At 75.7% G+C, this 23,455-nt stretch carries 21 protein-coding genes; 13 read left to right on the forward strand and 8 right to left on the reverse strand.

What is annotated here, in order from left to right; translation table 11 throughout:
• Positions 1 to 5: 5 nt before the first annotated feature.
• Genes OG559_RS02295 through OG559_RS02350 form a run of 12 tightly spaced genes read left to right on the forward strand, consistent with a single transcriptional unit; the run spans position 6 to position 11,211 of the window.
• On the forward strand, positions 6 to 449 hold the full coding sequence (locus tag OG559_RS02295; protein ID WP_405111804.1) for a phage tail protein: 444 nt from the start codon (positions 6 to 8) through the stop codon (positions 447 to 449).
• Positions 450 to 453: 4 nt separating this feature from the next.
• On the forward strand, positions 454 to 903 hold the full coding sequence (locus tag OG559_RS02300; protein ID WP_405111806.1) for a hypothetical protein: 450 nt from the start codon (positions 454 to 456) through the stop codon (positions 901 to 903).
• Positions 900 to 1,058: a DUF6760 family protein gene (locus OG559_RS02305; RefSeq protein ID WP_405111809.1), complete on the forward strand. Its 159-nt coding sequence runs from the start codon at positions 900 to 902 to the stop codon at positions 1,056 to 1,058. Before OG559_RS02300 ends, OG559_RS02305 begins: the two co-directional genes overlap by 4 nt.
• A 37-nt stretch (positions 1,059 to 1,095) precedes the next feature.
• A complete protein-coding gene (locus tag OG559_RS02310; protein ID WP_405111811.1) occupies positions 1,096 to 3,705 on the forward strand; it encodes a hypothetical protein in 2,610 nt (869 codons plus the stop codon).
• A 59-nt stretch (positions 3,706 to 3,764) separates the two neighbouring features.
• On the forward strand, positions 3,765 to 4,202 hold the full coding sequence (locus OG559_RS02315) for a phage tail protein (RefSeq protein ID WP_350888479.1): 438 nt from the start codon (positions 3,765 to 3,767) through the stop codon (positions 4,200 to 4,202).
• A 3-nt stretch (positions 4,203 to 4,205) separates the two neighbouring features.
• A complete protein-coding gene (locus OG559_RS02320) occupies positions 4,206 to 4,976 on the forward strand; it encodes a LysM peptidoglycan-binding domain-containing protein (protein WP_396673106.1) in 771 nt (256 codons plus the stop codon).
• A complete protein-coding gene (locus OG559_RS02325) occupies positions 4,960 to 6,801 on the forward strand; it encodes a VgrG-related protein (RefSeq protein WP_405111815.1) in 1,842 nt (613 codons plus the stop codon). The genes OG559_RS02320 and OG559_RS02325 overlap by 17 nt, the downstream gene beginning before the upstream one ends.
• A gap of 26 nt (positions 6,802 to 6,827) precedes the next feature.
• Positions 6,828 to 7,109 carry a PAAR domain-containing protein gene (locus OG559_RS02330; protein WP_405111817.1) on the forward strand — a complete coding sequence of 94 codons (282 nt, stop codon included), beginning with the start codon at positions 6,828 to 6,830 and terminating at the stop codon, positions 7,107 to 7,109.
• Between the two features lie 5 nt (positions 7,110 to 7,114).
• Positions 7,115 to 7,525 (forward strand): GPW/gp25 family protein, encoded by a 411-nt coding sequence (locus tag OG559_RS02335; RefSeq protein WP_405111820.1) that lies wholly within the window; start codon positions 7,115 to 7,117, stop codon positions 7,523 to 7,525.
• Entirely contained in the window at positions 7,525 to 9,480 is a 1,956-nt protein-coding gene (locus OG559_RS02340) for a putative baseplate assembly protein (RefSeq protein WP_405111823.1), read from the forward strand. Before OG559_RS02335 ends, OG559_RS02340 begins: the two co-directional genes overlap by 1 nt.
• Positions 9,481 to 9,511: 31 nt before the next feature.
• The gene (locus OG559_RS02345; protein ID WP_396673110.1) at positions 9,512 to 10,036 is read left to right on the forward strand and encodes a phage tail protein; all 525 of its coding nucleotides are present in this window, start codon (positions 9,512 to 9,514) and stop codon (positions 10,034 to 10,036) included.
• The gene (locus OG559_RS02350; RefSeq protein WP_405111827.1) at positions 10,033 to 11,211 is read left to right on the forward strand and encodes an NADase-type glycan-binding domain-containing protein; all 1,179 of its coding nucleotides are present in this window, start codon (positions 10,033 to 10,035) and stop codon (positions 11,209 to 11,211) included. Before OG559_RS02345 ends, OG559_RS02350 begins: the two co-directional genes overlap by 4 nt.
• On the opposite strand, the gene OG559_RS02355 is transcribed toward OG559_RS02350, so the two are convergent.
• Complete coding sequence (locus OG559_RS02355; protein WP_405111830.1) at positions 11,126 to 14,023, reverse strand: BTAD domain-containing putative transcriptional regulator; 2,898 nt, start codon at positions 14,021 to 14,023, stop codon at positions 11,126 to 11,128. The two genes, OG559_RS02350 and OG559_RS02355, sit on opposite strands and share 86 nt — an antisense overlap.
• A gap of 220 nt (positions 14,024 to 14,243) precedes the next feature.
• Between OG559_RS02355 and OG559_RS02360 the strand changes: the two genes are divergently transcribed.
• Positions 14,244 to 14,867: a TetR/AcrR family transcriptional regulator gene (locus OG559_RS02360; protein WP_405111832.1), complete on the forward strand. Its 624-nt coding sequence runs from the start codon at positions 14,244 to 14,246 to the stop codon at positions 14,865 to 14,867.
• Between the two features lie 122 nt (positions 14,868 to 14,989).
• Here the strand turns inward: OG559_RS02360 and OG559_RS02365 are convergent, their stop codons facing one another.
• The 7 genes from OG559_RS02365 to OG559_RS02395 form a co-directional block, all read right to left on the reverse strand.
• Positions 14,990 to 15,886, reverse strand: a complete 897-nt coding sequence (locus tag OG559_RS02365; RefSeq protein WP_405111835.1) for a hypothetical protein — start codon at positions 15,884 to 15,886, stop codon at positions 14,990 to 14,992.
• Positions 15,883 to 16,368, reverse strand: a complete 486-nt coding sequence (locus OG559_RS02370; protein ID WP_405111837.1) for a hypothetical protein — start codon at positions 16,366 to 16,368, stop codon at positions 15,883 to 15,885. Before OG559_RS02370 ends, OG559_RS02365 begins: the two co-directional genes overlap by 4 nt.
• A gap of 144 nt (positions 16,369 to 16,512) precedes the next feature.
• Positions 16,513 to 19,398, reverse strand: a complete 2,886-nt coding sequence (locus OG559_RS02375; RefSeq protein WP_405111839.1) for a M48 family metalloprotease — start codon at positions 19,396 to 19,398, stop codon at positions 16,513 to 16,515.
• A 97-nt stretch (positions 19,399 to 19,495) separates the two neighbouring features.
• On the reverse strand, positions 19,496 to 20,179 hold the full coding sequence (locus OG559_RS02380; protein ID WP_405111842.1) for a TcmI family type II polyketide cyclase: 684 nt from the start codon (positions 20,177 to 20,179) through the stop codon (positions 19,496 to 19,498).
• A gap of 202 nt (positions 20,180 to 20,381) precedes the next feature.
• Positions 20,382 to 21,608 (reverse strand): cytochrome P450, encoded by a 1,227-nt coding sequence (locus OG559_RS02385; RefSeq protein ID WP_405111845.1) that lies wholly within the window; start codon positions 21,606 to 21,608, stop codon positions 20,382 to 20,384.
• On the reverse strand, positions 21,605 to 21,925 hold the full coding sequence (locus tag OG559_RS02390) for a putative quinol monooxygenase (protein WP_396673119.1): 321 nt from the start codon (positions 21,923 to 21,925) through the stop codon (positions 21,605 to 21,607). The genes OG559_RS02385 and OG559_RS02390 overlap by 4 nt, the downstream gene beginning before the upstream one ends.
• Positions 21,926 to 22,089: 164 nt before the next feature.
• Positions 22,090 to 23,313 (reverse strand): helix-turn-helix domain-containing protein, encoded by a 1,224-nt coding sequence (locus OG559_RS02395; protein WP_405111849.1) that lies wholly within the window; start codon positions 23,311 to 23,313, stop codon positions 22,090 to 22,092.
• Between the last annotated feature and the right edge of the window lie 142 nt (positions 23,314 to 23,455).

Raw genomic sequence — 23,455 nt, forward strand, 5'->3', positions numbered from 1 at the left:
CAGTCGTGCCGCTCCCCGATTTCGACTCCGCCGTCGGCCACTCGTTCGGCCTGGAGGTGGACAGCATCATCATCCGCCAGATCACCGAGGTCAGCGGCCTCAAGATGGAGCAGGACGTCATCGAGTACAAGTCGAACACCGCCGACGGCAAGTTCGTCGTACGCAAGGCGCCCGGCGCGCCGAAGGCCGGCGAGGTAACCCTGACCCGGGGCCTGACGGCGGACAACAGCTTCGAGCGGTGGGTCAAGGACTGTCGCTTCGGGAAGATGGGCTCCGCCCGCAAGGGCGGCGCGATCATCGTCTTCGACTACGAGGGCATGCCGATCAAGCGGTACAAGCTCACCAACGCGTGGGCGAAGAGCCTGGAGATCAGCTCGCTCAAGGCCGGCGACACCAGCGTGCTCACCGAGAAGCTCGTGGTGACGTACGAGTCGATGGAGGTCGAGTAGCCCCATGCGCCGCACGTCGTCCCTGGTCCCGCCGCCCGGCCCGGAGCCGGCCGAGCCGCCCGCCGTCGCCCCGCGCCGCGAGACGCTGCGCACGGAGTTCCCGTTCGAGCTGCCGCGCGGCTACGTCGACGGCTCGGGCACGGTGCACCGGGACGGGGTGATGCGACTGGCGACGGCCCGCGACGAGCTGGTGCCGCTGCGCGACGACCGGGTCCGGGAGAACCCGCCGTACCTCACGGTGGTGCTGCTCAGCCGGGTGGTCACCCGGATCGGCACGGTGTTGGACGTGCACCCGGGCGTGGTGGAGGACCTGTTCGCCTCGGACCTGGCGTTCCTCCAGGACATGTACCGGCGGATCAACAGCGAGGGGCACACCCGGGCGAGTGTGGTGTGCCCGGAGTGCCGGCACCGCTTCGCCGTCGACCTCGCCGGTGGGCGCCTGGGGGAATCGTGACGTACGCGGCCGACCGCATCTACTCCGAGGTCGCGTACGTCGCCTACCACTTCCACTGGGCGCTGGACGAGATCCTCGACCTCGAACACGGCGAGCGGCTGCGCTACGTGGCGGAGATCGCCAGCATCAACACCCGCATCAGTCAGGGACGGTGACCCGATGTGGCCGTGGCGTCGGCGATCGCGGGGGACCGTGCAACGGTCCGTCGCGGACGCGCCACCCGGAGACGGGTCGCCGGCCCCCACCCGGAGCGGGCCGCCGGCGTGGCGGAGCCTCCCGCCGCTCCAGCGGGTCATCCCGGACGAGCCACGGCTGAACCTGCCCGACACGTTCACCGGATCGCTGGCCGCGTGGCGCGACCCGTCGTATCTGGCGCCCCTCGGTCACCTCGTCGGTGCCGCCGAGCCGGCCGGGGTGCTGCACGAGACGGCCGTGCCGGTGAGCGAGTCGCCCCGGTCCGTCCCGGAGCCCGTCGGCCGGACGCACGGCGACGACCCCGGGCCGCTGCCGCTCGCGGCGCCGTCAGCGGACAACCGCCCGCCGGCACCGTCCCTGCAACGACAGGCCGCCGGCCCGCCGGGAACCACCCCGGCACCGGAACACCCGCTGGCCGTGCCGGCCCGGGGCCGGGCGGTGCCCGTGGAGCCGGCGCCGGTCAGCCGGCTGCTGACCGCGCCCCCGCCGCCGGAGGAGCTGCTCCTGCCGACCGTCGACCGCCCGGCCGACCCGACGCCGGAGGCTCCCCGCCCCGACGCCGCCTCGCCCGAGGCACCCACCCTCGGACGGGACGACCCGGCGACGGGTGACGCCGACGCGACGACCCCGGCCGATATGACGGGTCCCCTCGGCGGTGACGTCCCGGGCCCGGCGTCGGACGCGTGGTCGGCGGCGGCAGCCGCCGGGCACCGCACACCGGGCAGCGGCGGGTCCCGCACACCCGGCAGTGCCGGGCCGTCCGCACCGGACCTGCCCGTGCAGCGACTCGTCGGGGACGGCCCGAGGCAACCCCGCCGGCTCGGGCTGGGCGAGCCGATCGTGTCCCCCGTCCTCCCCCCGCCGCCCCGCCCGACCGGGGATGCCGCTCCCCCGTCGGTGCAACGCTCCACGCCCGGGCAGGATCCCGAGCAGGTACGACGCTCCGCCGCCGGAGAGGGCCGGGCGGACGGCCCACGGTCGATGGCCGCCGCGCCGCTGGTCCAGCGGTCGCCGGCCGGCGGGAGCGGGCCGGTCACCGAGCCCGGGGCCGCCGGTCGATCGGCCGACGCCGGAGGCGCGACGCCTGCGGGCGACTCGACCACGCTCGTGGGCTCCGGTGCCGTCACCGTGTCCCGGCTCGACACGGAAGCCTTCCCCACCGGTCTCGGCCCCTCCCCCGTGGGGCCGCAGGCCGAGGCGGGGACCGCCGACGGAGGAGAGAACCCCGTCGGCGGTCCCCCACCGCCCGCCGGGGGCCTGCCGCTCGCCGGTACGCCGCGCGGCGACGCCCCGCCCGCAAGTTGGGCCGGCGGCGCGGCGGACCCGGGTACGGGCGAACCGGCACCCGTCCAGACGTTCATACCGCCCGGTGGGGGGACGACGGCCGGTGGGGGGACGACGGCCGGTGGGGGGACGACGGCCGGTGGAGACGGGCCGACGGGGGCGGGCGTGGCCCCGCTGCTGGGCGGGCCGCCCACGTCGACGCCCTCGGGCGGCACCTCTTCCTCAGCGGACGGGCCGGCGGCGGCCGCTCAGGCAGTGGATCCGGCCGACGGTCCGGGGGCGGGACGGGCAGGCTCCGGTGGCCCCGACCTGCCGGTGGTGGCACGCCTGGCGACGTCGGCCACCCCGACCGGCCCCCACGTCGGGGAGCCACCGACCAGCACCGGACCGGTCCCCCACACCAAGACGCCGACCGGCACCGTCGCGCCGTACGACGGCGGAACGACCTCGGCCAGTGGCGTCCCGGCCGGCGGGGAGGCCGTCACCGACGGCGGACCGAGCCCGGTCGGTGGCGCCCCGGCCGGCGGGGAGACCGACGGCGGACCGGGCGTCGCTGGCCTCGTCGGCGGAGACGGCGGCACGGCGGACCCCACCGGCGACGCGGCCGGGCCGGCCGGCCCCGCAGGGGCGGACGCGGGCGGGAGCGCACCCCCTCCCCTGCCCCTGGTGGTCGCCCGGCTCGTCGGTGACCGCCCGCCCCCGCTGCTGACCGGGGCCGGGCCGGTCTCGTCGTCGCCCGACCGGCCGGCCGTGCAGCGGGTGACCTGGCAACGGGACGAGTCACCGGCCGGCGGCGGGCGGACGAACGCACCCGACCCGGAGCGGGCCGTCCCCGTGGACCTGTACGCGACCCCGGCCGCCGCGTACCCGAGCACCGCGCCGGGCCCGGCGGCATCGACCGACGCAGCCGGCTCGACCGGCGCGGAGGCCGGCGGCGGGCTCCCGCCCGTCCAGCGGTGGGTGGGCGCGCTTCCCGGAACGCCGACGGTCGGCCGGCCCCAGGGGCGGGACACCGCGCCGCCCGGGCCGCCGCTGTCCGCGTACTCCATGGGTGAGCTGTCGGGTCCGGTCGTGCAGCGGGCCGAGCCGGCCGACGCCGCCGCCCCGCCACCCCCGGTCGACGCGCCCGCGCCGCCGGCCGCCGCCCCACCGCCCGATGGTGGCGGGGCGGCGGCCGGTGGGCCGGCGGCGGGCGTCCCGCCGGCCGGCGGGGTCGAACCGGAGGAACTGCTGAAGAAGCTGTACGACCCGCTGCTGCGCCGGCTCAAGACCGAGCTGCGCCTCGACCGGGAGCGGCACGGGGCGCTCGGCGGGCCGGGTTGACGGGGACCGGGAGCAACGCCAGGGACCAGGGGAAACACGCGCAGGACCAGGAGGGACGAATGGCCAAGGATGAGGTCGCCGTCGCGATCGCCTTCGTCGTCAGGATCGACGACCAGGATCTCGGCGCGTTCAACACCTGCGACGGGCTGGGCTGCGAGGTCGTCGTCGAGCAGCGCGAGGAGGGCGGCAACAACGGGCACGTGTGGCAGCTGCCGACCCGGATGAAGTTCTCCAACGTCAAGCTGTCCCGCCCGGTCACCGCCGACAGCACGAAGCTGATGCGCTGGTTCTCAGGAATGGCGAACGGGATCACCCGCAAGACCGCCACCATCGAGGCCCGCACCCTGGAGGGCACGGTGATCGCCCGGTGGGGGCTGCTCGACGTCATCCCCGTCAGGTGGACGGGGCCGCAGCTCAGCCCGGACAGCCCGAAGGTGGCCGTCGAGACCCTCGAACTGGCGCACCACGGCTTCTTCGGCCCCGGGACCGGGGGGTGACCCGTGAGCGCCTCCCCGGTCACCTTCACCGCCGCCGGCAGCCCCGCCGGGCGGGGTGGCGGCGCGCCGCCGCAGCTGACCCACGCCTACCTGCAACTGCACGAGCCGCCCCGCAACGGTGGCACCGCGGCTCCGGGCCCGACGCTGAACCGGATCCCGTTCCAGTTCAACCCGAAGGAGCTGGCGCTGACGAAGACCGCCAAGTGGAAGCGGGACGCGCAGCGCAACGCGAAGAAGAGCGGCGTGCCGGAGTTCACCGGCTCGGACCCGGCCAAGCTGACCCTGGAGATGTTCTTCGACGCCACCGGCACCATGGACAGCTCGGTGGTGAAGCGGGTGGAGGAGCTGTTCGCCTGCTGCGTGCCGACCGACGCGAGCCGGCAACAGAAGAAGGGCTCCCCGCCGTGGGTGGTGTTCCACTGGGGCGGGATGGTGGGCTTCCCGGCGTTCGTGGCCAGCGTCAACGCGAAGTACACCCTGTTCACCCCCGGCGGCACCCCCGTGCGGGCGCTGTGCACGGTCACCCTGGAGGAGATCTCCGGGGAGCAGCCCGGCCAGAACCCGACGTCGGGGGCGCTCGCGGCCCGGGACGTCCACGTGGTGGTCGCCGGGGACACCCTGCATTCGGTGGCCCACCACGCGTACGGGCGGGCGGGGCTGTGGCGGCAGATCGCCGAGGCCAACGACATCGACGACCCGATGCGGCTGCGGCCCGGCACCGTCCTGCTGGTGCCCGCCCTCGAGGAGCTGACGGACGGTGCCCGTGGCCAATGAGCAGTTCGCCAACGCGCTCCTCGTCGAGGTGGGCGGCAGCCCGCTGCCCGCGGAGATCGCCGCGCTGCTGACGTACGCGGCGGTCGACGACAGCCGCAACCTGCCCGACCGGTTCGTGCTGCGGTACCGGGACCCGGGCCGGACGGTACTGGCCAAGGGCGGCTTCACCATCGGTGCCCCGGTGAAGCTGACCGTGCAGACCTCCGATCCGGGCGGCCCCGCGCCGCTGCTCGCCGGCGAGGTCACCGCCGTGGAGTGCGAGCTGGACGCCACCGGCACGTTCACCGAGGTCCGCGGCCTGGACCTGGCCCACCGGCTGCTGCGCGGCCGGCGGGTGGCCGCGTACCCGGGGATGAGCGTGCCGGACATCGTGCGGAAAGTGGCGCAGCGGGCCGGGCTCAAGGCGGGCCGGATCGACCCGGTGACCGGCATCGGCGGCGAGCCGGAGGCGCAGCTCAGCCAGGACAACGTCAGCGACTGGGTCTTCCTGCACCGGCTCGCGGCACTGGTCGGCGCGCAGGTGATGGTGCTCGACGGCGCGCTGCACCTGCGGATGCCGGAGCCTCCGGCGGGCGCGCCGGACCCGTCCGCGCGGGCCACCCAGGATCCGCTGGTGCTGGAGGTCAACCGGAACCTGATCGCGCTGCGCGCCGGGGTGACCGCCACCGCGCAGGTGCCCGAGGTGGCCGCCCGGGGCTGGGACCCGGCGACGAAGCGGGCGGTCAGCGCGACCGCCATCCCGAAGGTGCCGGGCGCGGACGGCATCGGTGCCGACCCGGCCGAGCTGGGAAAGAAGGTGGGCAGCCCGCCGTACCTGGTCGCCGACCCGACCCTGGGCTCGGACGCGGCGGTCCGGGCGGTGGCCGGCGCGCTGGCCGGCGACCTCGGTGGCGGCTGCGCGGAGATCGAGGGCGTGGCGAAGGGCAACGCCCGGCTGCGGGCGGGCGCGGCGGTGGCGCTGGCGAACATCGGCGAGCCGTTCCAGGGAAAGTACGTGCTGACCAGCACCCGGCACGTGTTCAGCGAGCAGGCCGGCTACACCACCGCGTTCACCGTCTCCGGCCGCTCCGACCGCTCGCTGTACGGGCTGACCGCCGGCGCGGCCACGGCCGACCGGGCCGGCGACGGACTGGTCCCGGCGGTGGTCAGCGACGTGAAGGACCCGAAGAAGCTGGGCCGGGTCCGGCTCACCCTGCCGTGGCTGGACGAGAGGTACACCACCGGCTGGGCGCGGGTGGTGCAGCCCGGCGCGGGCGCCGGCCGGGGGGCGGTGCTGCTGCCGGAGGTGGGCGACGAGGTGCTGGTCGGGTTCACCGGCGGCAACCTCGACGCCGCGTACGTCCTCGGCGGGCTGCACAACGGCACCGACGCGCCGCCGAAGCTGGACACCGATCCGGTGGACGGCAGCAGCGGCCGGATCGCGGCGCGGGCCCTGGTCTCCCGCACCGGCCACCGGCTGGAGCTGTTGGAGGCCGGCAGCGGCCCGGACGGGATCCTGCTGGCCACCGGGGACCGGAAGTTCACCCTGCGGCTGGACCGCACCGGCCGGCAGGTCGAGATCGTCAGCGACGGCAAGGTCAGCGTGCGCGCCAAGGACGGGATCAGCCTGGACGCCGGCTCCGGGCCGCTGGAGCTGGCCGGGCAGCGGGTCACCGTCACCTCGAAGGGCGACGTCGGCATCGAGGGTCAGGGGCAGGTGCGGGTGAAGGGCACGGCCGGCGCGTCCGTGGAGGGCGCGACGGTGAAGGTCGCCGGGCAGGGCGGCGCGGAGCTGACCGCCGGCGGCGCGGTCACCGTCCGCGGCGGCGTCGTCCGGATCAACTGACGGTACGTGAGTGAAGGGAGAGCGCCGTGCCACCAGCAGCTCGTGTCGGTGACCCCACCGCGCATCCGGGCATGGTCGGCGGTCCTGGGGTGCCCACCGTCCTCATCGGTGGGCAGCCCGCCGCCACCGTGGGCACGATGCACGCCTGTTCCTTCCCGGGCCTCCCGCCGCACCCCCCGTCGCCGCTGCTGCCGCCCGGCTGCCCGACGGTGCTCATCGGCGGCCGGCCCGCCGCCCGTCTCGGCGACCTGACCGGCTGCGGGGCGCCGATCCTCGCCGGCTGCCCGACCGTGCTGATCGGCGGGTGACGCCGATGGCCACCGACTTCGTCGGCTCCGGTTGGGCGTTTCCGCTGCGCACCGATCCCACCGGCGGGATCGCCCTGGTCCGAGGGGACCGGGAGGTGGTGGAGAGCATCCGGCTGATCCTCGGCACGGCTCCGGGCGAGCGGCCGGGCCGCCCCGAGTTCGGCTGCGCGATCCACGAGCTCGCGTTCGCCCCGGCCGACCCGTCCACGGCCGGCCAGGTGGCGTACCAGGTGCGGCTGGCGCTGGAGCGGTGGGAGCCGCGCGTCGAGCTGGACGACGTGCTGGTCGACTTCGCCGACGCGGCCCGGGGCACCCTCTACATCGACATCCGGTACCGGCTGCGCCAGGACAACGACCCGCGCAACCTGGTCTTCCCGTTCTACGTCATCCCCGCGCACGACCCGGGAGCCGAGTGATGGCCCTGCCCGCCCCCCACCTCGACGACCGCCGCTTCCAGGACCTGGTGGACGACGCGAAGCGTCTGGTGCAGCGGCGCTGCCCGGAGTGGACCGACCACAACGTGTCCGACCCGGGGGTGACCCTGATCGAGACGTTCGCGTACATGGTGGACCAGCTGCTCTACCGGCTCAACCGGGTGCCGGACCGGCACTACGTGAAGTTCCTGGACCTGCTTGGCATCGTCCCGTTCCCGCCGGCGGTGGCGTCGACGGACGTGACGTTCTGGTTGTCCGCGCCCAGGGACGCCCCGGTCGTCGTCCCGGCCGGCACCCACGTGGCGACCGTGCGCGCGGAGAGCGCGGAGCCGGTGACCTTCGAGACGCTGCACGAGCTGGCCGTGCCGCCGTGCCGGCTGGTCCGGGTGCTGACCGTGCCGGCCGGGGGGCGGGCGACGGACCGGACCGGGGACCTGGGCGGCGCGGACCGGATCCCGGCGTTCGCGGACCCGCCGGTGGCCGGCGACGCCGTGCTGTTCGGCCTGGACGGGGCGGTGCCGGGCAGCGCCGTGCTGCTCACCATGGACTGGGTGGTCGCCGGGCGCGGGGTGGATCCGACGAATCCGCCGCTGGTGTGGGAGGCGTGGACCGAGGGCGGCTGGGAGGAGTGCCCGGTGGAACGGGACACCACGGGCGCGCTGAACCGGGCCGGCGAGGTGGTGCTGCACGTCCCGGCGCGGCACGCGGCGTCGGTGGAGGCCCGCCACCGCGCCGGCTGGCTGCGCTGCCGGCTGCGCGAGCCCGTCGCCGGGCAGCCGTTCTTCCACGCCCCGCCCAGGCTGGGCCGGGCGGAGGCGGTCACCATCGGCGGCACGGTGAGCGCCTGCCACTCCGAGCTGATCGGCGGGGAGACCCTGGGCGCGTCCGAGGGGGTGCCGGGGCAGCGGTTCACGGTGCAGCGGGCGCCGATCGTGGCCGCCGACGGCGCGATCGGGATCGAGGTGGGCGCCGCCGAGGGCTGGCAGACCTGGCGGGAGGTGGCGAGCTTCGCCGGCTCCGGGCCCCAGGACCGGCACGTGTGCGTCGACCGGTCCACCGGGGAGATCGGCTTCGGCCCGGCCGTCCGGCAGGCCGACGGCACGGTACGCCGGTACGGGGCGGTGCCGCCGAAGGGCGCGGTGGTCCGGATCCCGGCCTACCGCACGGGCGGGGGGCGGCAGGGCAACGTGGCCGCCCGCACGCTCAGTGTGCTGCGGGACCCGGTGCCGTTCGTGTCCACGGTGACCAACCGGGCGGCGGCCACCGGCGGCGTCGACGGCGAGTCGCTGGCCGAGACGTCGGTGCGGGGGCCGCTGAGCCTGCGTACCCGGGAACGGGCGGTCACCGCCGAGGACTACGAGCAGTTGGCCCGGGAGGCGGCGCCGGAGATGCTGCGGGTGAAGTGCGTGCCGGCCGGTGACGGCTCGGCGGCGGTGCGGGTGCTGGTGGTGCCGGCGCTGGGTGAGCACGGCGACGCCGAGGACGACGCGGCCCGGTTCGCCGCGCTGCGGCCCCGCGACGAGGTCCTGGACCGGATCAAGGCGTTCCTCGACGCGCGCCGCTGCGTGGGCGCCCGGGTGCTGGTGGAGCCGCCGTTCTACCAGGGTGTGACGGTCGTCGCCCGGGTCCGCGCCCGGCCACGGGTCAGCACGTCCGCCGCCGAGCTGCGCCGCCGGGCGCTGCGGGCCCTGTACGACTACCTCGACCCGGTGCGGGGCGGGCCCGACGGCGACGGGTGGCCGTTCGGTCGGCCGATCCAGTCGGGCGAGCTGCACGCCGTGTTGCAGCGGGTCGACGGGGTGGACCTGGTGGAGGAGGTCCGGTTGTTCGGGGCCGATCCGACCACCGGGGAACGCGGCGAGGCGGTGCAGCGCATCGAGCTGGACGTCAGCGCCATCGCTTTCTCGTACGCCCACCAGGTGCGGGTCACCGGGTGAGCGGGCGCGTCGTCGAGGTCAGGAGGGGATGATGCGGGGTGCGGTGCCAGGGCTGGCGAGCCCTCACCCGATCGGGCAGGAGCTGCCCGCGGTGTACCTGGAGGACGACTTCGCGCAGCGGTTCACCGCCGGGCTGGACGAGGTGCTGGCACCGGTCCTGCTGACGCTCGACTGCCTGGACGCGTACTTCGACCTGGACCTGGCCCCGCCGGACTTCCTGGACTGGCTGGCCGGCTGGGTGGCCGCGCCGGTCGACGGGGACCGGGCGCCGGACGTGCGCCGGGAGGTGGTCCGACACGCGGTGGAGGCGCACCGGTGGCGCGGGACGGCCCGGGGCGTCGAGCTGGCGGTGCGGGTGGCCACCGGGGCACGGGTGGAGGTCACCGACAACGGCGGGGTGACGTGTTCGGCGACGCCGACGGGCGGGCCGCCGCCGGACGAGGTTCCGGAGGTCCGGGTCCGGGTCGTCGGGGCGGCCGACGAGGCGCTGGTGCGCCGGGTCGTCGCGTCCGCCGTGCCGGCCCACGTCCGGCTGACGCTGGAGATCGAGTCATGATCACCTGTGCGAACTGCGGCGCCTCCAACCCCGACGGCAGGCAGTTCTGCGCCGCCTGTGGCGAGTACCTGTGGGACGAGGGCACCGCGCGGCCCGCCTCCGGGCCCGCCGTCACCCGGGGCCGGCCGGAGACCGACCGGCCCGCCGACGCGCCGACGGATCCGGTCGTCCCGGCCCCGCCGGGCCCCGGGCCTTCCACCGCCGGCGGGCCGCCCGTCGGGCGGCCTCCCGACCCGACCGAGCCTGCCCCGGCCGGGGACAAGCCGGGCGGGGACAAGCCGGGCGGAGACAAGCCGGGCGGAGACAAGCCGGTCCGCGCGGGCGACGGCACACCCCAAGCACTACAGCCCGGGTCACCGAGCACCACCCGGGAGGCCCCGAGGCCGGTCGACCCGGTCGTTCCGGCGCACCGGCCGCCGGAGCCGACCTGCCCCCACTGCGGCCGGATCAACCCGCCTGGCCGCCGGATCTGCCGGTTCTGCGGGGAAACTCTGACCGCGCCGGTCGCACCGGAGCCGGAGCGCGCCACCTGGTGGGAGCGGCTGCGGGACCGGTGGCGACGGATGTGGGACCGGGTGCGCCGCCGGGGGCCCCGCCGCTCCGCCCCGAAGGACCGCCGGGCCGCCGGGGCGGCCCGCCGGCTGCTGCTGCTCGTGCTCGGGCTCTGCCTCGTCGGCGTGCTGGCGGTGGCCGGGCCGCCCCTGGCACGGCGGGCCGTGGAGGCGGTGCGCGACCGCACCGAGGACCCGGCGTCGCTCGTCCCGGCGGCAATGAGCGCGTCGTCGGAGAAGCTGGGGGCCGGCGCGGCCCGGCTCACCGACGGGGCGAGCAACCGCTACTGGGCGCCGACCGGCACGGCCGCCGGCGCCTGGGTGGAGGGCCGCTTCACCGAGCCCGTGCGGCTGCTCACCGTCATCATCACCCCGGGCGTCGGCGAGCGGCGACAGGCGTTCCTCGAAGCCGGGCGGCCGCGCGGGCTCACCGTGGTCACCGTCGACGCCGGCGGGAAGCAGAAGAAGACCGACATCGAGCTGCGCGACGAACCCGGGGAGCAGCACTTCCCCGTCGAGGCGTCGAACGTGATGCGGATCAGGCTGGTGGTCCGCTCGACGTACGGGCCCGGCCTGGATCCGGCCGTGGCGATCGGGGAGGCGGAATTCTTCGGTCGACGTTGACCATCGCCCCCGGTGGCGTGGTCTCCGCGGGTGCCGGGTCGAGGCCGAGGGAGACGAGCACGTCCGCGTACCGGCGTCGGGCGTGCTCGGCCGCGGCGGCGTTGCCGGCCCGGTCGTGCGCCGCGATCAGCAGCCGCCAGCCGGCGTCGTGGCACGGGTCGATCTCGACGCAGCGGGCGGCCGTCACGACCGCCGGATCGGCGTCGGCGCCGGCCAGGGCTGCCTCGGCGAGCTGCGCCGCCGCGTCCGCGGCCTGCCGCCGCAGCGTCTCCCGCTCGGCCACCACCCACTCCGCCGGGCCGTCCTCCGGCAACAGCTCGCCGGTGTACGCGGCCACGGCCACCCGCAGGTCGTCGAGCGCGCGCGGGTCGCGGCTCGCCCCGGCGCGGGACGCCCGTTCCAGCGCGAGCCGGAACTCGGTGACGTCGCACCAGCTACCCGGGGGCAGCGCCAGCAGGTACGCGTCGCCGTCGCGGTGCAGCAGGCTCTCCCCCTCGCCGGCGGGCAGGTGGGTGTCGAGGAACCGGCGCAGGCTGGACAGGGCGACGTGCAGGGTGCGGGTGGCGGTGGCCGGATCGGTGTCCGGCCAGAGCGCGTCCAGGAGCCGGTCGCGGTGCACGGCCCGGCCCGCGTGCATGGCGAGGATCCGGGCCACGGCCCGGGCCCGGGGGCGCAGCGGCGACCAGTTCAGCGGCTCGCCGTCCAGGCAGATCCGGAAGCCGCCGAAGCAGCGTACGGTCAGCGGCGCCGTGTCCGGCGCGGCCGGCGCCGGGCCCCGCTCCGGGGTGACCCAGGCGGTGACCGCCGGCCGGGGCAGCCCGGCCTGCTCGGCGGCGGCGTGCACGGCGGACAGGCCCACCGCCCGGCCGGGCCCGGCGGGCACGCCCGCGGCGAGGGCGAGCACCCGTGCCCCCGGCACACCGGCGGCGCGGGCGGTGCTCTCCGCCCGGCGCACCTCGACCTCGGCGTCGGGCAGCCGGGCGCGCACGGCGGCCAGCGCGAGCAGGGACTGCACCCAGGCGGCGAGCACTCCGCTGTCCACGTCCCGGGCCCGGTCGAGCAGTCGGCCAGCCTCCTCCACCTCCGGGCCACCGTGCAGGGAGCGCGCCAGCGCGGCGCAGCCGGCCGCGAGCAGGGCGCCCCAGCGGTCCCCCAACCGGTCGCACTCCTCGACGACGGCGGCGGCCTCCTTGAGGTCGGCTTCCGCGCCGGCCAGCGCGGGCACGGCCCGGGCGAGGCGGGCCAGCCAGGGCAGGCCGGCCCGGTCGGCGTCCAGCCCGACGGCGGCGGCCACGGCGGGTGCCTGCGGGTCCCCGCCGGCCGACGCGACGGCGGCGCGCAGCAGCCGGCAGGCCAGCCCGACGAGGCCGGCCTCGGACGGGGTCGGCCGGTCCAGGACGCGCGCCGCCTCGGCGGCGTGCCCGGCCAGCAGCAACGCGCCGGCCCGGACCAGGACGTCGGCCGCCCCGGTCAGCCGCTCCGCCTCGCCGACGACAACCATCGGGTGCCGGCGGGTGGCGGCCCGCAGCCAGCCGGACCAGTGCCCGCGCCAGTGCGGGCCGTCCGGCAGCCAGGCCGTCACGTCGGCACGCAGGGAGCGGCACCGCGACCGGGCCGGCTCGCTGCCGAACATCTCCTCGGCCCGGCGCAGCAGCGGCACCGCCGCCGCCAGTTGGCCCTCGTTGATGCGGTGCCGGGCGTCGGCGAGCACGAGCCACGGGTCCTCGGCGATGAACCACGTGGGCAGCAGGTCCGACCAGGGGTCGAGGCCCCGCACTGCGACGTCGCTACCGGCGGTGTCGAGCAACCGGTGCACGTCGGGCCACTGCTGGGCGCGGGCGAAGCACCGGGCCGCCTCCAGCGCCGCGCCCTCCGCGGCGAGCAGCCGGCCGGCGCGGGCGTGCCAGGCACGGGCCGCGGTCTCCCCCAGCTCCTCGGCGAGCGCCGCGATCAGGTGGGCGCGCAACACCTCGTGGTACCCGAAGGACCGGCCGCCGTCGTGTGAGACGGTGAACGCCTGCCGGCGCTCCAGCTCCTCCAGCGCGGCCTGGGCGTCGCCGCCCAGCAGCAGGTCGCAGCGCTCGGCGGTGAGGACCTCGAACACACAGGTGCGGACGAGGAACTGACGCAGGTCGGGGGCGAGCTCCGCGAGCACCGTGCGGGTGAGGTAGTCCCGGGACAGCGCGGAGCGTGCGCCCAACGAGGCGACCGCCCGCCGCCGGTCGGCCAGCGGTTGACCCCGGGTGGAGAGGTGGTAGAGCTTCAGGCCGGCCGCCCAACCGCCGAGCCGCCGGGCCAGGGCCGCCACGTCGTCGGCCGGCAGCGGCTCCCGGTAGATGTCGCGCAGCAGCCGTTCGACCTCCCAGGTACGGAAACGTAGTTGCTCGGCGTCGATGACGACGCTGTCGGAGAACTCGTGCCGGGTCAGGATCAGCGGCGGCATGCGGCGGGTGCCGACCAGCACCCGGACGCCCGTGCGGACCAGGGTGAGGGCCCGGTCCAGCAGCACGGACTCCCCGGGTGTTCCCTCGACCAGGTGCAGGTCGTCGACGACGAGCAGGCCGGCACCGGCGTCGGGCAGCGTCGCCTCCACACGCTCCAGCGCCCGCGCCGGGTCCGCGTCGGACGGCACGACGCGCAGCCAGCCCACGGGCCCACGACCGGTGGCCGCGTACTGGGCGAGCAGGGTGGTCTTGCCGGACCCGGCGGGCGCGACGACCAGGCCGAGGGATCGGGGCCGGACGTCCAGGGCGGTGATCAGCCTCGACCGCGTGAGGCTCAGCGAAGGGCTGCGGGCGGGTTCCGTCGGCATCGCGCACACCTCCCCGAGGTAGACGGCCGTCGAGCCGGCCCGGGTTGAGCGACACCACTGATGGTAGTCATCAATACGCCCTGGTAGCTGCCCGTGATCGGATACCTCGGTCGGATTTCGGCAGGGGGCCGGCCACCCCCTGGGACGTGCCACGTCGTGACCCCGCGCGTTCCTCCGGCAACCGCTTGCCACCAATCGAAGGGTGTGGTTGCCTACTCACGTGTCTCCGACCACGCGCACCAGGACGCTCTCCACCGCCGAGGAGCGGCGGGAGGACGTCCTCTCCACGGCCATCGGGGCGTTCGCGGCCCGGGGCTACTTCGGCACCACCACCGTCGAGGTCGCCAAGCGCGCCGGCATCTCCCAGGCGTACCTGTACCGGCTTTTCCCGGACAAGGAGTCGCTGTTCGCCGCGGTCACCGAGCGCTGCTTCGAGCGGTTCCGGGAGAGCCTCAGCGAGGGTGCGGCGGCGGCCCCGGGCAGCTCGCCCGAGGCGGTCCTGTCCGCCATGGCCGGCGCCTACACCCTGCTGATCCGGGACCAGGACCTGCTGTTGGTGCAGCTGCACGCCCAGTGCGCGGCGGTCTCGGTGCCGGAGATCCGCCGGGCCGTCCAGCGGGGCTACGCCCGCCTGGTCGAGTACACCCGCAGCGTCTCCGGCGGCAGCGAGGCGCAGGTGCGGGAGTTCTTCGCCAAGGGTGCGATGTGCAGCGTGGTGGTGACCATGGGCGCCGAGCAGGTCGACGCCCCGTGGGCCAGGACGCTTGTCGACGGGCCTGCGGGCACTGACCGGCGCGACGGCCCACCCGACCGTCGCGCGGTCACCCTGACAGTAAGCGAGTAATCAACCACTCCCTTGGCAGACAACGTGATCGGGCCGGCGTCTGCGCCGACCGGACCCCCGGTACGGCATCGGGCCGGGCAGGCGCCGCGCCGGCCGACGCGCACTCCCCCGAGGGGGCCGGGTCAGCCGTCCCGCACCGTCCACAGCGCCTCGTACAGCGCGCCGGCGACCAGGGCGGGCACGTCCTCGGCCCGGGCGCTGTCGATGTACACGACCCGGTACCCCTCGGTCGTGTACAGCGTCCCGCCGCCCTCGACCAGCCGGCGCTGGTTCTCCCCGGACATGGCCTGACCGGGGTTGGCAACCAGCCAGCGCAGCGCCGGGTCCGCCCGGAAGGCGTCCCGGACGCCGGGGAGCAGGACCAGGTAGGAGTCGCCGCCCTTCGGCTCCGGCGCGGAGAACGGGTAGATGGTGATGATGCTCTTGCCGCCGGCCGCCCGCACCAACGGGGAATCGGTGACGAGCCGGGCGTACTCGGCCCGGGACAGGACCATCTTCAGCATGGTGAGCGCGAACCCGGCCTGCCGGGTGGCCGGGTAGCTCTTGACCGTCTCGGCGTCGGGGATCAGCCGGCCGAAGGGCTGTCGGGCGCCGGACAGCGGCGTGATGTCGAGGCTCTCGTCGTTGCCCAGCAGCGGATCCAGCAGGTACTCCTCGCCGGCGGGGACCCGGGGCAGGGCCGGGCGGATGTCGGGGTGGCCGTTGTCCCGGGCCCAGGCGAGGAACGCGGCCATCTCGACCCGCATCGCGACGGTGGCCCTGGCCGACGCCGCCTCGTCGTCGTACGCCATGGTGTTGGTCCGGATGAAGCGGAACGCGCTGCGGTAGCCGGCGAGCCGGTCGGCCAGGACGCCGGCGGAGCCCGGCGACGCGCCGGACCCGGCGGTCGGCAGGGTCGCGTCCCCGGCGGGCCGCGCGGCGTCGTCGCCGCATCCGACGAGCATCCCGGTCAGACCGGCACCGGCCAGCCGGAGGGCGTGACGCCTGCTCAGCGGCCGGCCGGCGGGACGCCCGGTCACCGGTCACCGCCGAACTGCCGCCGGATCAACGCGGCGTACGCGGCCTCGGCGAGCACGGCAGCCCGGCGGCGGGACACCCCCACGCCCGGTGCGCCGGCCAGGATCGCGTCGCGGACCGCCTCGGCCTGCTCGACGAGTTCGCGGGGGATCACGACGTCGGTGCGCCGGCGGCGGCGTCGCCACCGGTCGGACAACCGCCGCCAGCCCCGCTCGGCGGCCGGGACGAGGAGCGGGGTGAGTGCCGCCGCCAGCACCGGGTAGACGACCGTGACCAGCAGCGGCGCGTCCAGGCCGAGGCCGATCGCGGCACCCCGCCGACGCCCCCGCCGGCCGGTCCCGGCAGCGAGGTCACCGGCGAGCCAGGCGGCGGTCACCTCGGGCAGCAGGCCGGCCTCCTCCGGCGCGGCGGCCTCGATCACCTCCCGGGCGAGATCGCTGAGGCGCAGCAGGCCCGACTCGGACCTGGCCGTCGAATCCACCATGGCGCATCACCGATCCGTTCGTCCGCTGTGGAGCGGGAAGCCGTCGGGGTACCTGGAACCTGTGTAGCAGAACAGTCACAGCCCGCTGACCGGGATCGGCCGAGCGGTCCGGGCGGGTGGCCGTCCGTACGCACCCGGATGCCCTCAGGAGTCGAGGGCGTTCACGATCAGCCGGGCCGCCACGACCGCGAGGTCGTCGAGCAGACCCTGCTCCTTCGGCTCCAACTGGTCCCGGAAGGGCCGCCCGTACGCGATCTCCGCCACCGCCACGTTGTGGCCGATCCCCACCACGACCAGCGCCCCGCCGGTCACCGCGGGAAGACCGCCGACGGACGAGGAATCGGTGAGCCTGGTCCGGCAACTGTCGTACGGCAGGTCCGGCGCCGGCATGGCGATGGCCCACCGGCGCGACACCCCGTCGTCGGCGAGCGGCGCCGGCACCGACCAGCGGGGGCAGGCCGCCACGGTGTCCCCGGCCTCGGCGACGACCTGCTTCCCCGCGTCGGCGGACGGGTACGACGTCAGCCGCAGGTGCAGCGTGGCCCCCAGCGGTGGCAGGACGCCGGCCGGCACCTGCAGCCTGACCTCGCGGGTGGTCGCCGCCGCGCGCCGATCCTCGGCCTGCCGGACGGCGGCGAACCGGTCCGCACACGATTTCGGCCGCACGGTCGCCGGGTCGTCCGTGCCGGTCCACGCGGCCGTGCGGGTCGGCGGCCAGTCCGACGGCAGGCCGCGTCGCGCCTGCGCCAGCACGGCGTCGGCTCCCTGCCGGGTGAGCGGCCGGCCGGGCGCGGTGCCCGCGGGACGGCCCCGGCCGCCGTCCGCCGCGGCGGGGTCCACGCGCGCCGCCCGGAGCCGGGCCAGGTCGCCCTGTCGGCCGGTGACCGGCACGGTCCAGCCGAGCGCCGCGACGCAGGCCACCGCTATGGCTCCGGCGAGGGTCGCCACGGGTACCGGCCAGGCCCGGCGAGGCACCGGCGGGCGTCCCACCCGCTCCCGCCGCGCCGCCACGACGTCCCGGACCAGCACCGCTGCCGGGGTGGAGAAGAGCACCAGGGCCGTCAGCAGCCACCACGGCCGTTGCACGAAGGTGAGCGGGTGGGCGGGGCCTCGGCCGGCGAGCACCTCCCCGGCGTACCGGACGGCACCGCTCACGGCCGTGACACCCGCGCCGGCCAGCCAGGCGACGGCCACCCCGCCGTCGGGGCCGCGCGCCCCCAGCGACAGCAGGAGCGCCAGCGCCACCACCCATCCCGCCGCCGCGCACGCCCACCAGCCGGTGGACAGCAGGAAGAACGGGGCGTCGTCGCCGACGAGGCGGTCGGCGAGCGGCGCGGCAGCCGCGCCGACGAGCCCCGCCGCGATGCCGGCGACCGCCACCAGCGGGGCGAGCCGGCGCACCGACCACCGGCCCCCTCGGCCGCTCGCCCCCGCGAGGACCGGCAGGACGCAGGCCGCCACCAGCGCCACGGCGGCCCAGCTCTGGAGGCGACCCGGCGTGCTCCACAGGACCCGGTCGATGGCCACGCTGCGCCACGCCCAGTGGCCGTACAGCAGCAGCGTGGCGGTGAGCGCCACCGCGGTCAGCAGCACCGCCATGCCGAGCACCGACAGGAGCGCCGCCGCGACGCGGCGGACGCCGCCGGGCAGGGCCGCCACCGCCTCGGCCAGCCCGGCCGCGAGCGCGGTGACACCGGCGAGCGCCGGTACCAGCCAGGCGAGCGCGGCCGGCCCGAACCCGGCCGCGAACGTGGCGTAGATCGACGCGGTCGTCCCGACACCGGGCAGGGCGCACCCGGCCGCCAGACCGACGGCGGCCCCGAGCACCCGGGCCCACCAGCGACGCCGGGTGGGCGCGGGATGGTGGATCCAGATCGGGATCGTCGCCGCCGCCCAGACGAGCGCGGCGACCGCCACCGCGAGGTCCTCCTTGTCCACGCCGAGCGGGAGGGGCGTGTCGGGGGTGTGCAGCAGCACGCGGCGGGCGCTCTGCAGGGCGGACATCGCCGCCAGCCCGATGACGGCCGCGACGGCGAAGCCGCCCTCCCACCGGTCGTCGCGCCCCAGCGCCGCGACCCGGCCGGACGGGTCCGGATGGGTGGCGAACAGCCGGCCCGGCCTCCACCGCGCCGGACGGTCGGTGGCCTCCCCGTCGTCGGCGGCGGCGACCAGCGCGTCCCGCAGGTCCCCCCAGGCGACGGCGAACCGGTCGGCGGCATGCTCGCGGCGGCGCAGCACGGCGGCGCGCAGGATCAGCATCGCGGTCGCCGCCCCGGCCGCGATCGACAGCGAGACGGCGTACGACCCGGTCACGGCGGCCGGCGCGACCAGCACCGGGGCCATGGCCGAGAGGAGCGCCGGCACGACGAGCCACCCGGCCCACCACGTCGCCGACGCCCACGACACCTCCCTGGCCCTGACGTGGGCCAGCTCGTGCAACACCACCAGGTCGAGGACGTCCCGGCGGCCGTACGCGTGGACGACGGGCACCACGACGACGGCCCGGCCGTACGGGACGGCGGTCGTGTACGCCTGCGCGTCGGCTGCCCCGACCGGCGCGACGACCACCCTGGGGCGGGCCCGGCCGCGCAGCCCCAGCTCGTCGCACCAGAATTCGAACCGTTGCCTGATTCGCGTCGACGCGTCCCCGTCGGGGGGCCGGCGCCGGCCCCGGCGGGACAGCCCCAGCCGCACCGACAGGCCGTCGAGGAACACGACCAGCCCCGCCAGCACCAGCATCGCCGTCCCACCGGCGAGCTGCGCCGCCTGGCGGGTGGCCTCGAACGCGGCGGCGCAGCGGTCGTACTCGGCACTGCGGCCCAGCAGTCGGGCGACCTGCCCGCCGTCGGGCGGCAGGTCGTGCAGGGCGGCGCACGCCTGCACCTCGCCCCAGTGCCCGAGGTTGTGGACGACGAACACCATGTCGCCGGCGCCCACCCCCACGGCCACGAGGGCGAGCAGCACCAGCAGGTGCAGCCAGCGCATACCGGGTTCGGCCCCGGTGACGGCGGAGGAGGGCTGTCCCACCACGCTTCACCATCCGCTCCGCTGTCGACGGTGGTCGGCTGAGCGTAGGTGGATGAGGGCGCGAAAGCTGTCGGGTCGGCGATCCCCGGCGTCGGGGGCCTCAGTCCGCGGCGCGCCAGCGGTAGAACTCCTTGGCCACCGCGTCCTCCGGGCCGCGCCAGGTCTCCGGGTTGTACGGGGTGATGAACGTGTTCAGGTCCTCCATGATCTTGGCGAAGGCCGGCTTGGCGTGGCTTTCCCGCATGGCCTGGGCGAACGCCGCGTCGGTGCGCTCCAGCAGGTGCAGGTAGACGTCGTCGATGGAGTACAGCCAGCGCCCGGTGACGCCCAGCTCGACCGGCAGCGATCCCGCGTCGGACTCGGCGAACACCCGCGCGACGTTGGGCTCCGCCCCTGGCTTGATCCGGGCGACGATGACGGTCATGTTCCCGTCGTCCGACTCCGACGCGGGCACCGAGCCCTCGGCCGGAGCCCAGCTGTAGAACTCCGTGGCGACGGAGTCGGACGGGTTCTGCCAATTCTTCGGATATGGCGTCACGTACGGGGCGATGGCCTCGGCGATCTGCTGGAACGCGGGCAGTCCCCGGGCCTTGCCCAGCGACGCCTTCGGGTCCACGTTGCGCTCGATCACGTGGATGTACAGGTCGTCCAGCGACAGCAGGGTCCGGCCGATCACGCCGAGATCCTGCGGTCGGGTCGTCTTGTCGTAGTAGCCGAAGACGTCGCCGACGGTGCCCTCGCTGCCGGGGACGATGTGGCAGACGATCACGGACCGGTAGATCATGGCTGCTCCTCAGGTGGATGGACGTGAACCGGGCGGCATGGACCGGTGGACATGGACCGGGCGGACGCGAACCGGGCGGACGCGAACCGGGCGGACGCGAACCGGGCGGACGCGAACCGGGCGGACGCGAACCGGGCGGACATGGATCAGGCGGACACGGGTCGGGCGGACCCGGATCGGGGCGGCCGGGCCACCGGGCGGGTCAGGCGGCGAACCGGACCGGCAGCTCCAACAGGCCACGGAACGGCGACGCCGCCGGCAGCCGGCGCAGCTCGGCGACCGGCACCCCGAGCCGCAGCCCGGGTAGCCGGCGCAGCAGCGTCCCCATGCCGATCTGCGCCTCCATCCGGGCCAGCGAGACGCCCAGGCAGTAGTGCACGCCGTAGCCGAAACCGATGTGCGGGGCGCGCTCGCGGCGGACGTCCAGCCGGTCCGGGTCGGCGAAGTGCTCCGGGTCGTGGTTCGCCGAGTTGATCGCCACGCCGACGACCGATCCGCGCGGGATGCACACCCCCTGGTACTCGACGTCCTCGGTGGCGATCCTCGGGCTGGCCACCGGCAACGGGCCGTCGAACCGCAGCAGCTCCTCGATCGCCGACGGCAGCAGTTCCGGCCTGGCCCGCAGCAGTTCGAGCTGGTCGGGGTGGGTGAGCAGGGCCACCGTCGCGTTGCCGATGAAGTCCGCGGTGGTCTGGTGCCCGGCGAACAGCAGCAGGAAGGTGGTGGTGACCAGTTCCTGCTCGGTCAGCTCCCCGTCGCGGTCGCAGGCGTCGACCAGTGCGCCGATCATGTCGTCGGCGGGGTGCGCGCGCTTGGCCTGCACCAGGTCGATGAGGTAGTGGTGCAGGCGTAGCTGGGCCTCCTGCACGGCGGCCCGGTCCTTCTCGGGGCTGCGGTTGGCGGACCCGGACGTCCTGATCACCTGCGTCCAGTCGAGGACCCGCTCGTGGTCGGACTCCGGAAGCCCGAGCAGGTCGCTGATCACCAGCATCGGCAGCGGGATGGCGAAGTCGCGCATCAGGTCGCACCCGCCCTGCGGGACGATCCGGTCGAGCAGCGTGTCCACGATCTCCGCCACGCGGGGGCGCAGCGCCTCGATCCGGCGCGGCGCGAACGCCTGCGACACGATCCGGCGCAGCCTGGTGTGCTCCGGCGGATCCGAGTTGAGCATGTTCTTGTTCAACCCCTCCGAGTTCGGCCCGAAGATCCGCAGGTAGTGCTGGCCCGGCCCGTAGAGGTCCTTGGACAGCCTCGGGTCGGTCAGCGCCGTCCGGGCGTCGTCGAACCTGCTGATCAGGTACGAGTCGAACCGCGGCGAGCTGACCGGGCAGACGGGCCGGTCCTCCCGCAGCCGGGCGTAGCTGGGGTACGGGTCGGCGGCGAACTCGTCGGTGTACAGCTCCGACGCGGGGACGGGGTGCTCGGTCATCGCGACTCCTCGGGCTCGCTCCGCAGGACGTGCAGGACCTGGTACGTGTGCCGTTGCGCGGACTCGCGAAGGTCACGGACCACGCGCAGCAGCCGGTCCCGTTGCTCGCTGCGGCCGAAGGCGTCCAACCGCTCCCGGTCCGCCCAGTCGCTGATGATCAGGTAGCTGCGCGGGTCCTCGGCGTCGCGGACCAGGTCCTGACGCAGGCACCCGTCGAGGGTGCGGATCTGTTCGGCGGCCGAGAGCCACTCGGCCTCGAACCGCTGCTCACAGCCCTCCCTGGTGCGCATCGCGAGCACCGTGCGCACGCCCGTCATCCCGTGCCTCCGGGCACCCGCCGCATTCCGATCATGAGGTCTCCTTCGCCGGCCCTGTGCGAATGGAGTCTGCGGGGCTGAGCGTCACCCCAGCGTCACGGTGCGCCAGAAAATGTGGGCCACCGGTGACAGCCGGGTGACGCCCGCCCCGCCCGGCCCGCCCCTCACCCCCGGCTGGGATAGCGGCAGGCGGACCCGGCCGCCTCGGCCTGCTGCCGCTGGTCGAGCGTCACCGGCACCGCCCCGCGCGGATCCTCCGGCCGAACCTGACGGGCCCGCACCAGACCGGTCGGGCTGTCCCCGCCGAGGCAGGCGGCAGCGACCAGGACGACCGGCCCACGGGCCGAGGGGCCCGGCAGCGCGTCGAGCCGGACGCTCGCCCCGACGGTCGGATCCCGCACGTCGGCCAGCCTGACCTGCCGCCAGGTTCGCTCGCCGGACGATCCCGGGTCCCCCGTGGAGGTGGCGAAGCCCACGACGTACAGGTCCTTGCCGGTGGCCCGCACCGTCACGATCCCGGAGCGGCCCGCCCCGGTGACGACGGACAGTTCGAGGCTGGTCGAGGTCGGACGGCCGTTGCGACAGTCCGACGCCGGCAGGTCACGCGGTGGGTTGCCGTGCACGACCGCGGAGGAGACGACCCCGCCGCCGGCCACCTTGAACCAGCGCACGTCCGGCATGCCGCCGGTGTTGTCGTAGACCTTCTCGCCGACACAGAAGCCGGTGAAGCCGACCGTGCAGTCCGGCGGGATGGTGGTCAGCAGGGAGTCGTCCCGGGCCGCCCCGTCGCGTACGTGGGCGCCGCTCCCGTAGGTCACCCCGGTGAAGGCGGCCCCGTCCGGCACGGAGGGGCAGCGCGCCGTGCCGGGTGCCGTCGGACCGTCGTCCGGCAGCTCGACCACCGCGACGACGGTGACGATCGCGGCGGCCGTAACTGCGACGACGGGTACGACCCACCGCAGACGGGGTGGCCCGTTCCCGGGCCGCCGCACACCGGACGGCGCAACCGCCGACGGTTCCGGGCCCTCCGTGCCCGCGCTACCGCCCTCCGTACCCGCGCCACCGCCCCCCTCCGGGTCGCCGTCCCGTTCTCCGACAACCTGCCGAACGGGCTCCGCCGGGCGCACCCGCTCCGCCGTCTCGTGCCAGCGCCGCCCCCACTCGTCGGGGTCGCCCCCGCACGCGCCCACGTAGGCCAGCAGCACCTCCAGGGTCGGCAGGCGGGTTCCGCCGGCCGCCTCCGACAGGGTCGTCGCGCCGTAGCCGGCGGATCTGGCGAGCTGACGGTAGGTGGGGTTGCCCGCCTCGGCGCGGAGCTTGCGCAGTTCGTAGGCGAGGGCCTGCACCGGGCCGGCGGTCGGATCGACGGGTCTCTCCTGACGAGCCACTCAGTTCCCTTTCACCCAGAACTCCGAGCAAATCCGATTCATCGTTGCCGACGCTGTCCAGCCGGACCGGGCGGCTGTCGCGTTGCCGCTGGTGAACACACATTGTCCGGAATTGATTGACCCAAACCCGTGGGCGTCCCGA

Source organism: Micromonospora sp. NBC_01405 (assembly GCF_045040155.1).
In the GTDB taxonomy this organism is placed as follows: domain Bacteria; phylum Actinomycetota; class Actinomycetes; order Mycobacteriales; family Micromonosporaceae; genus Micromonospora.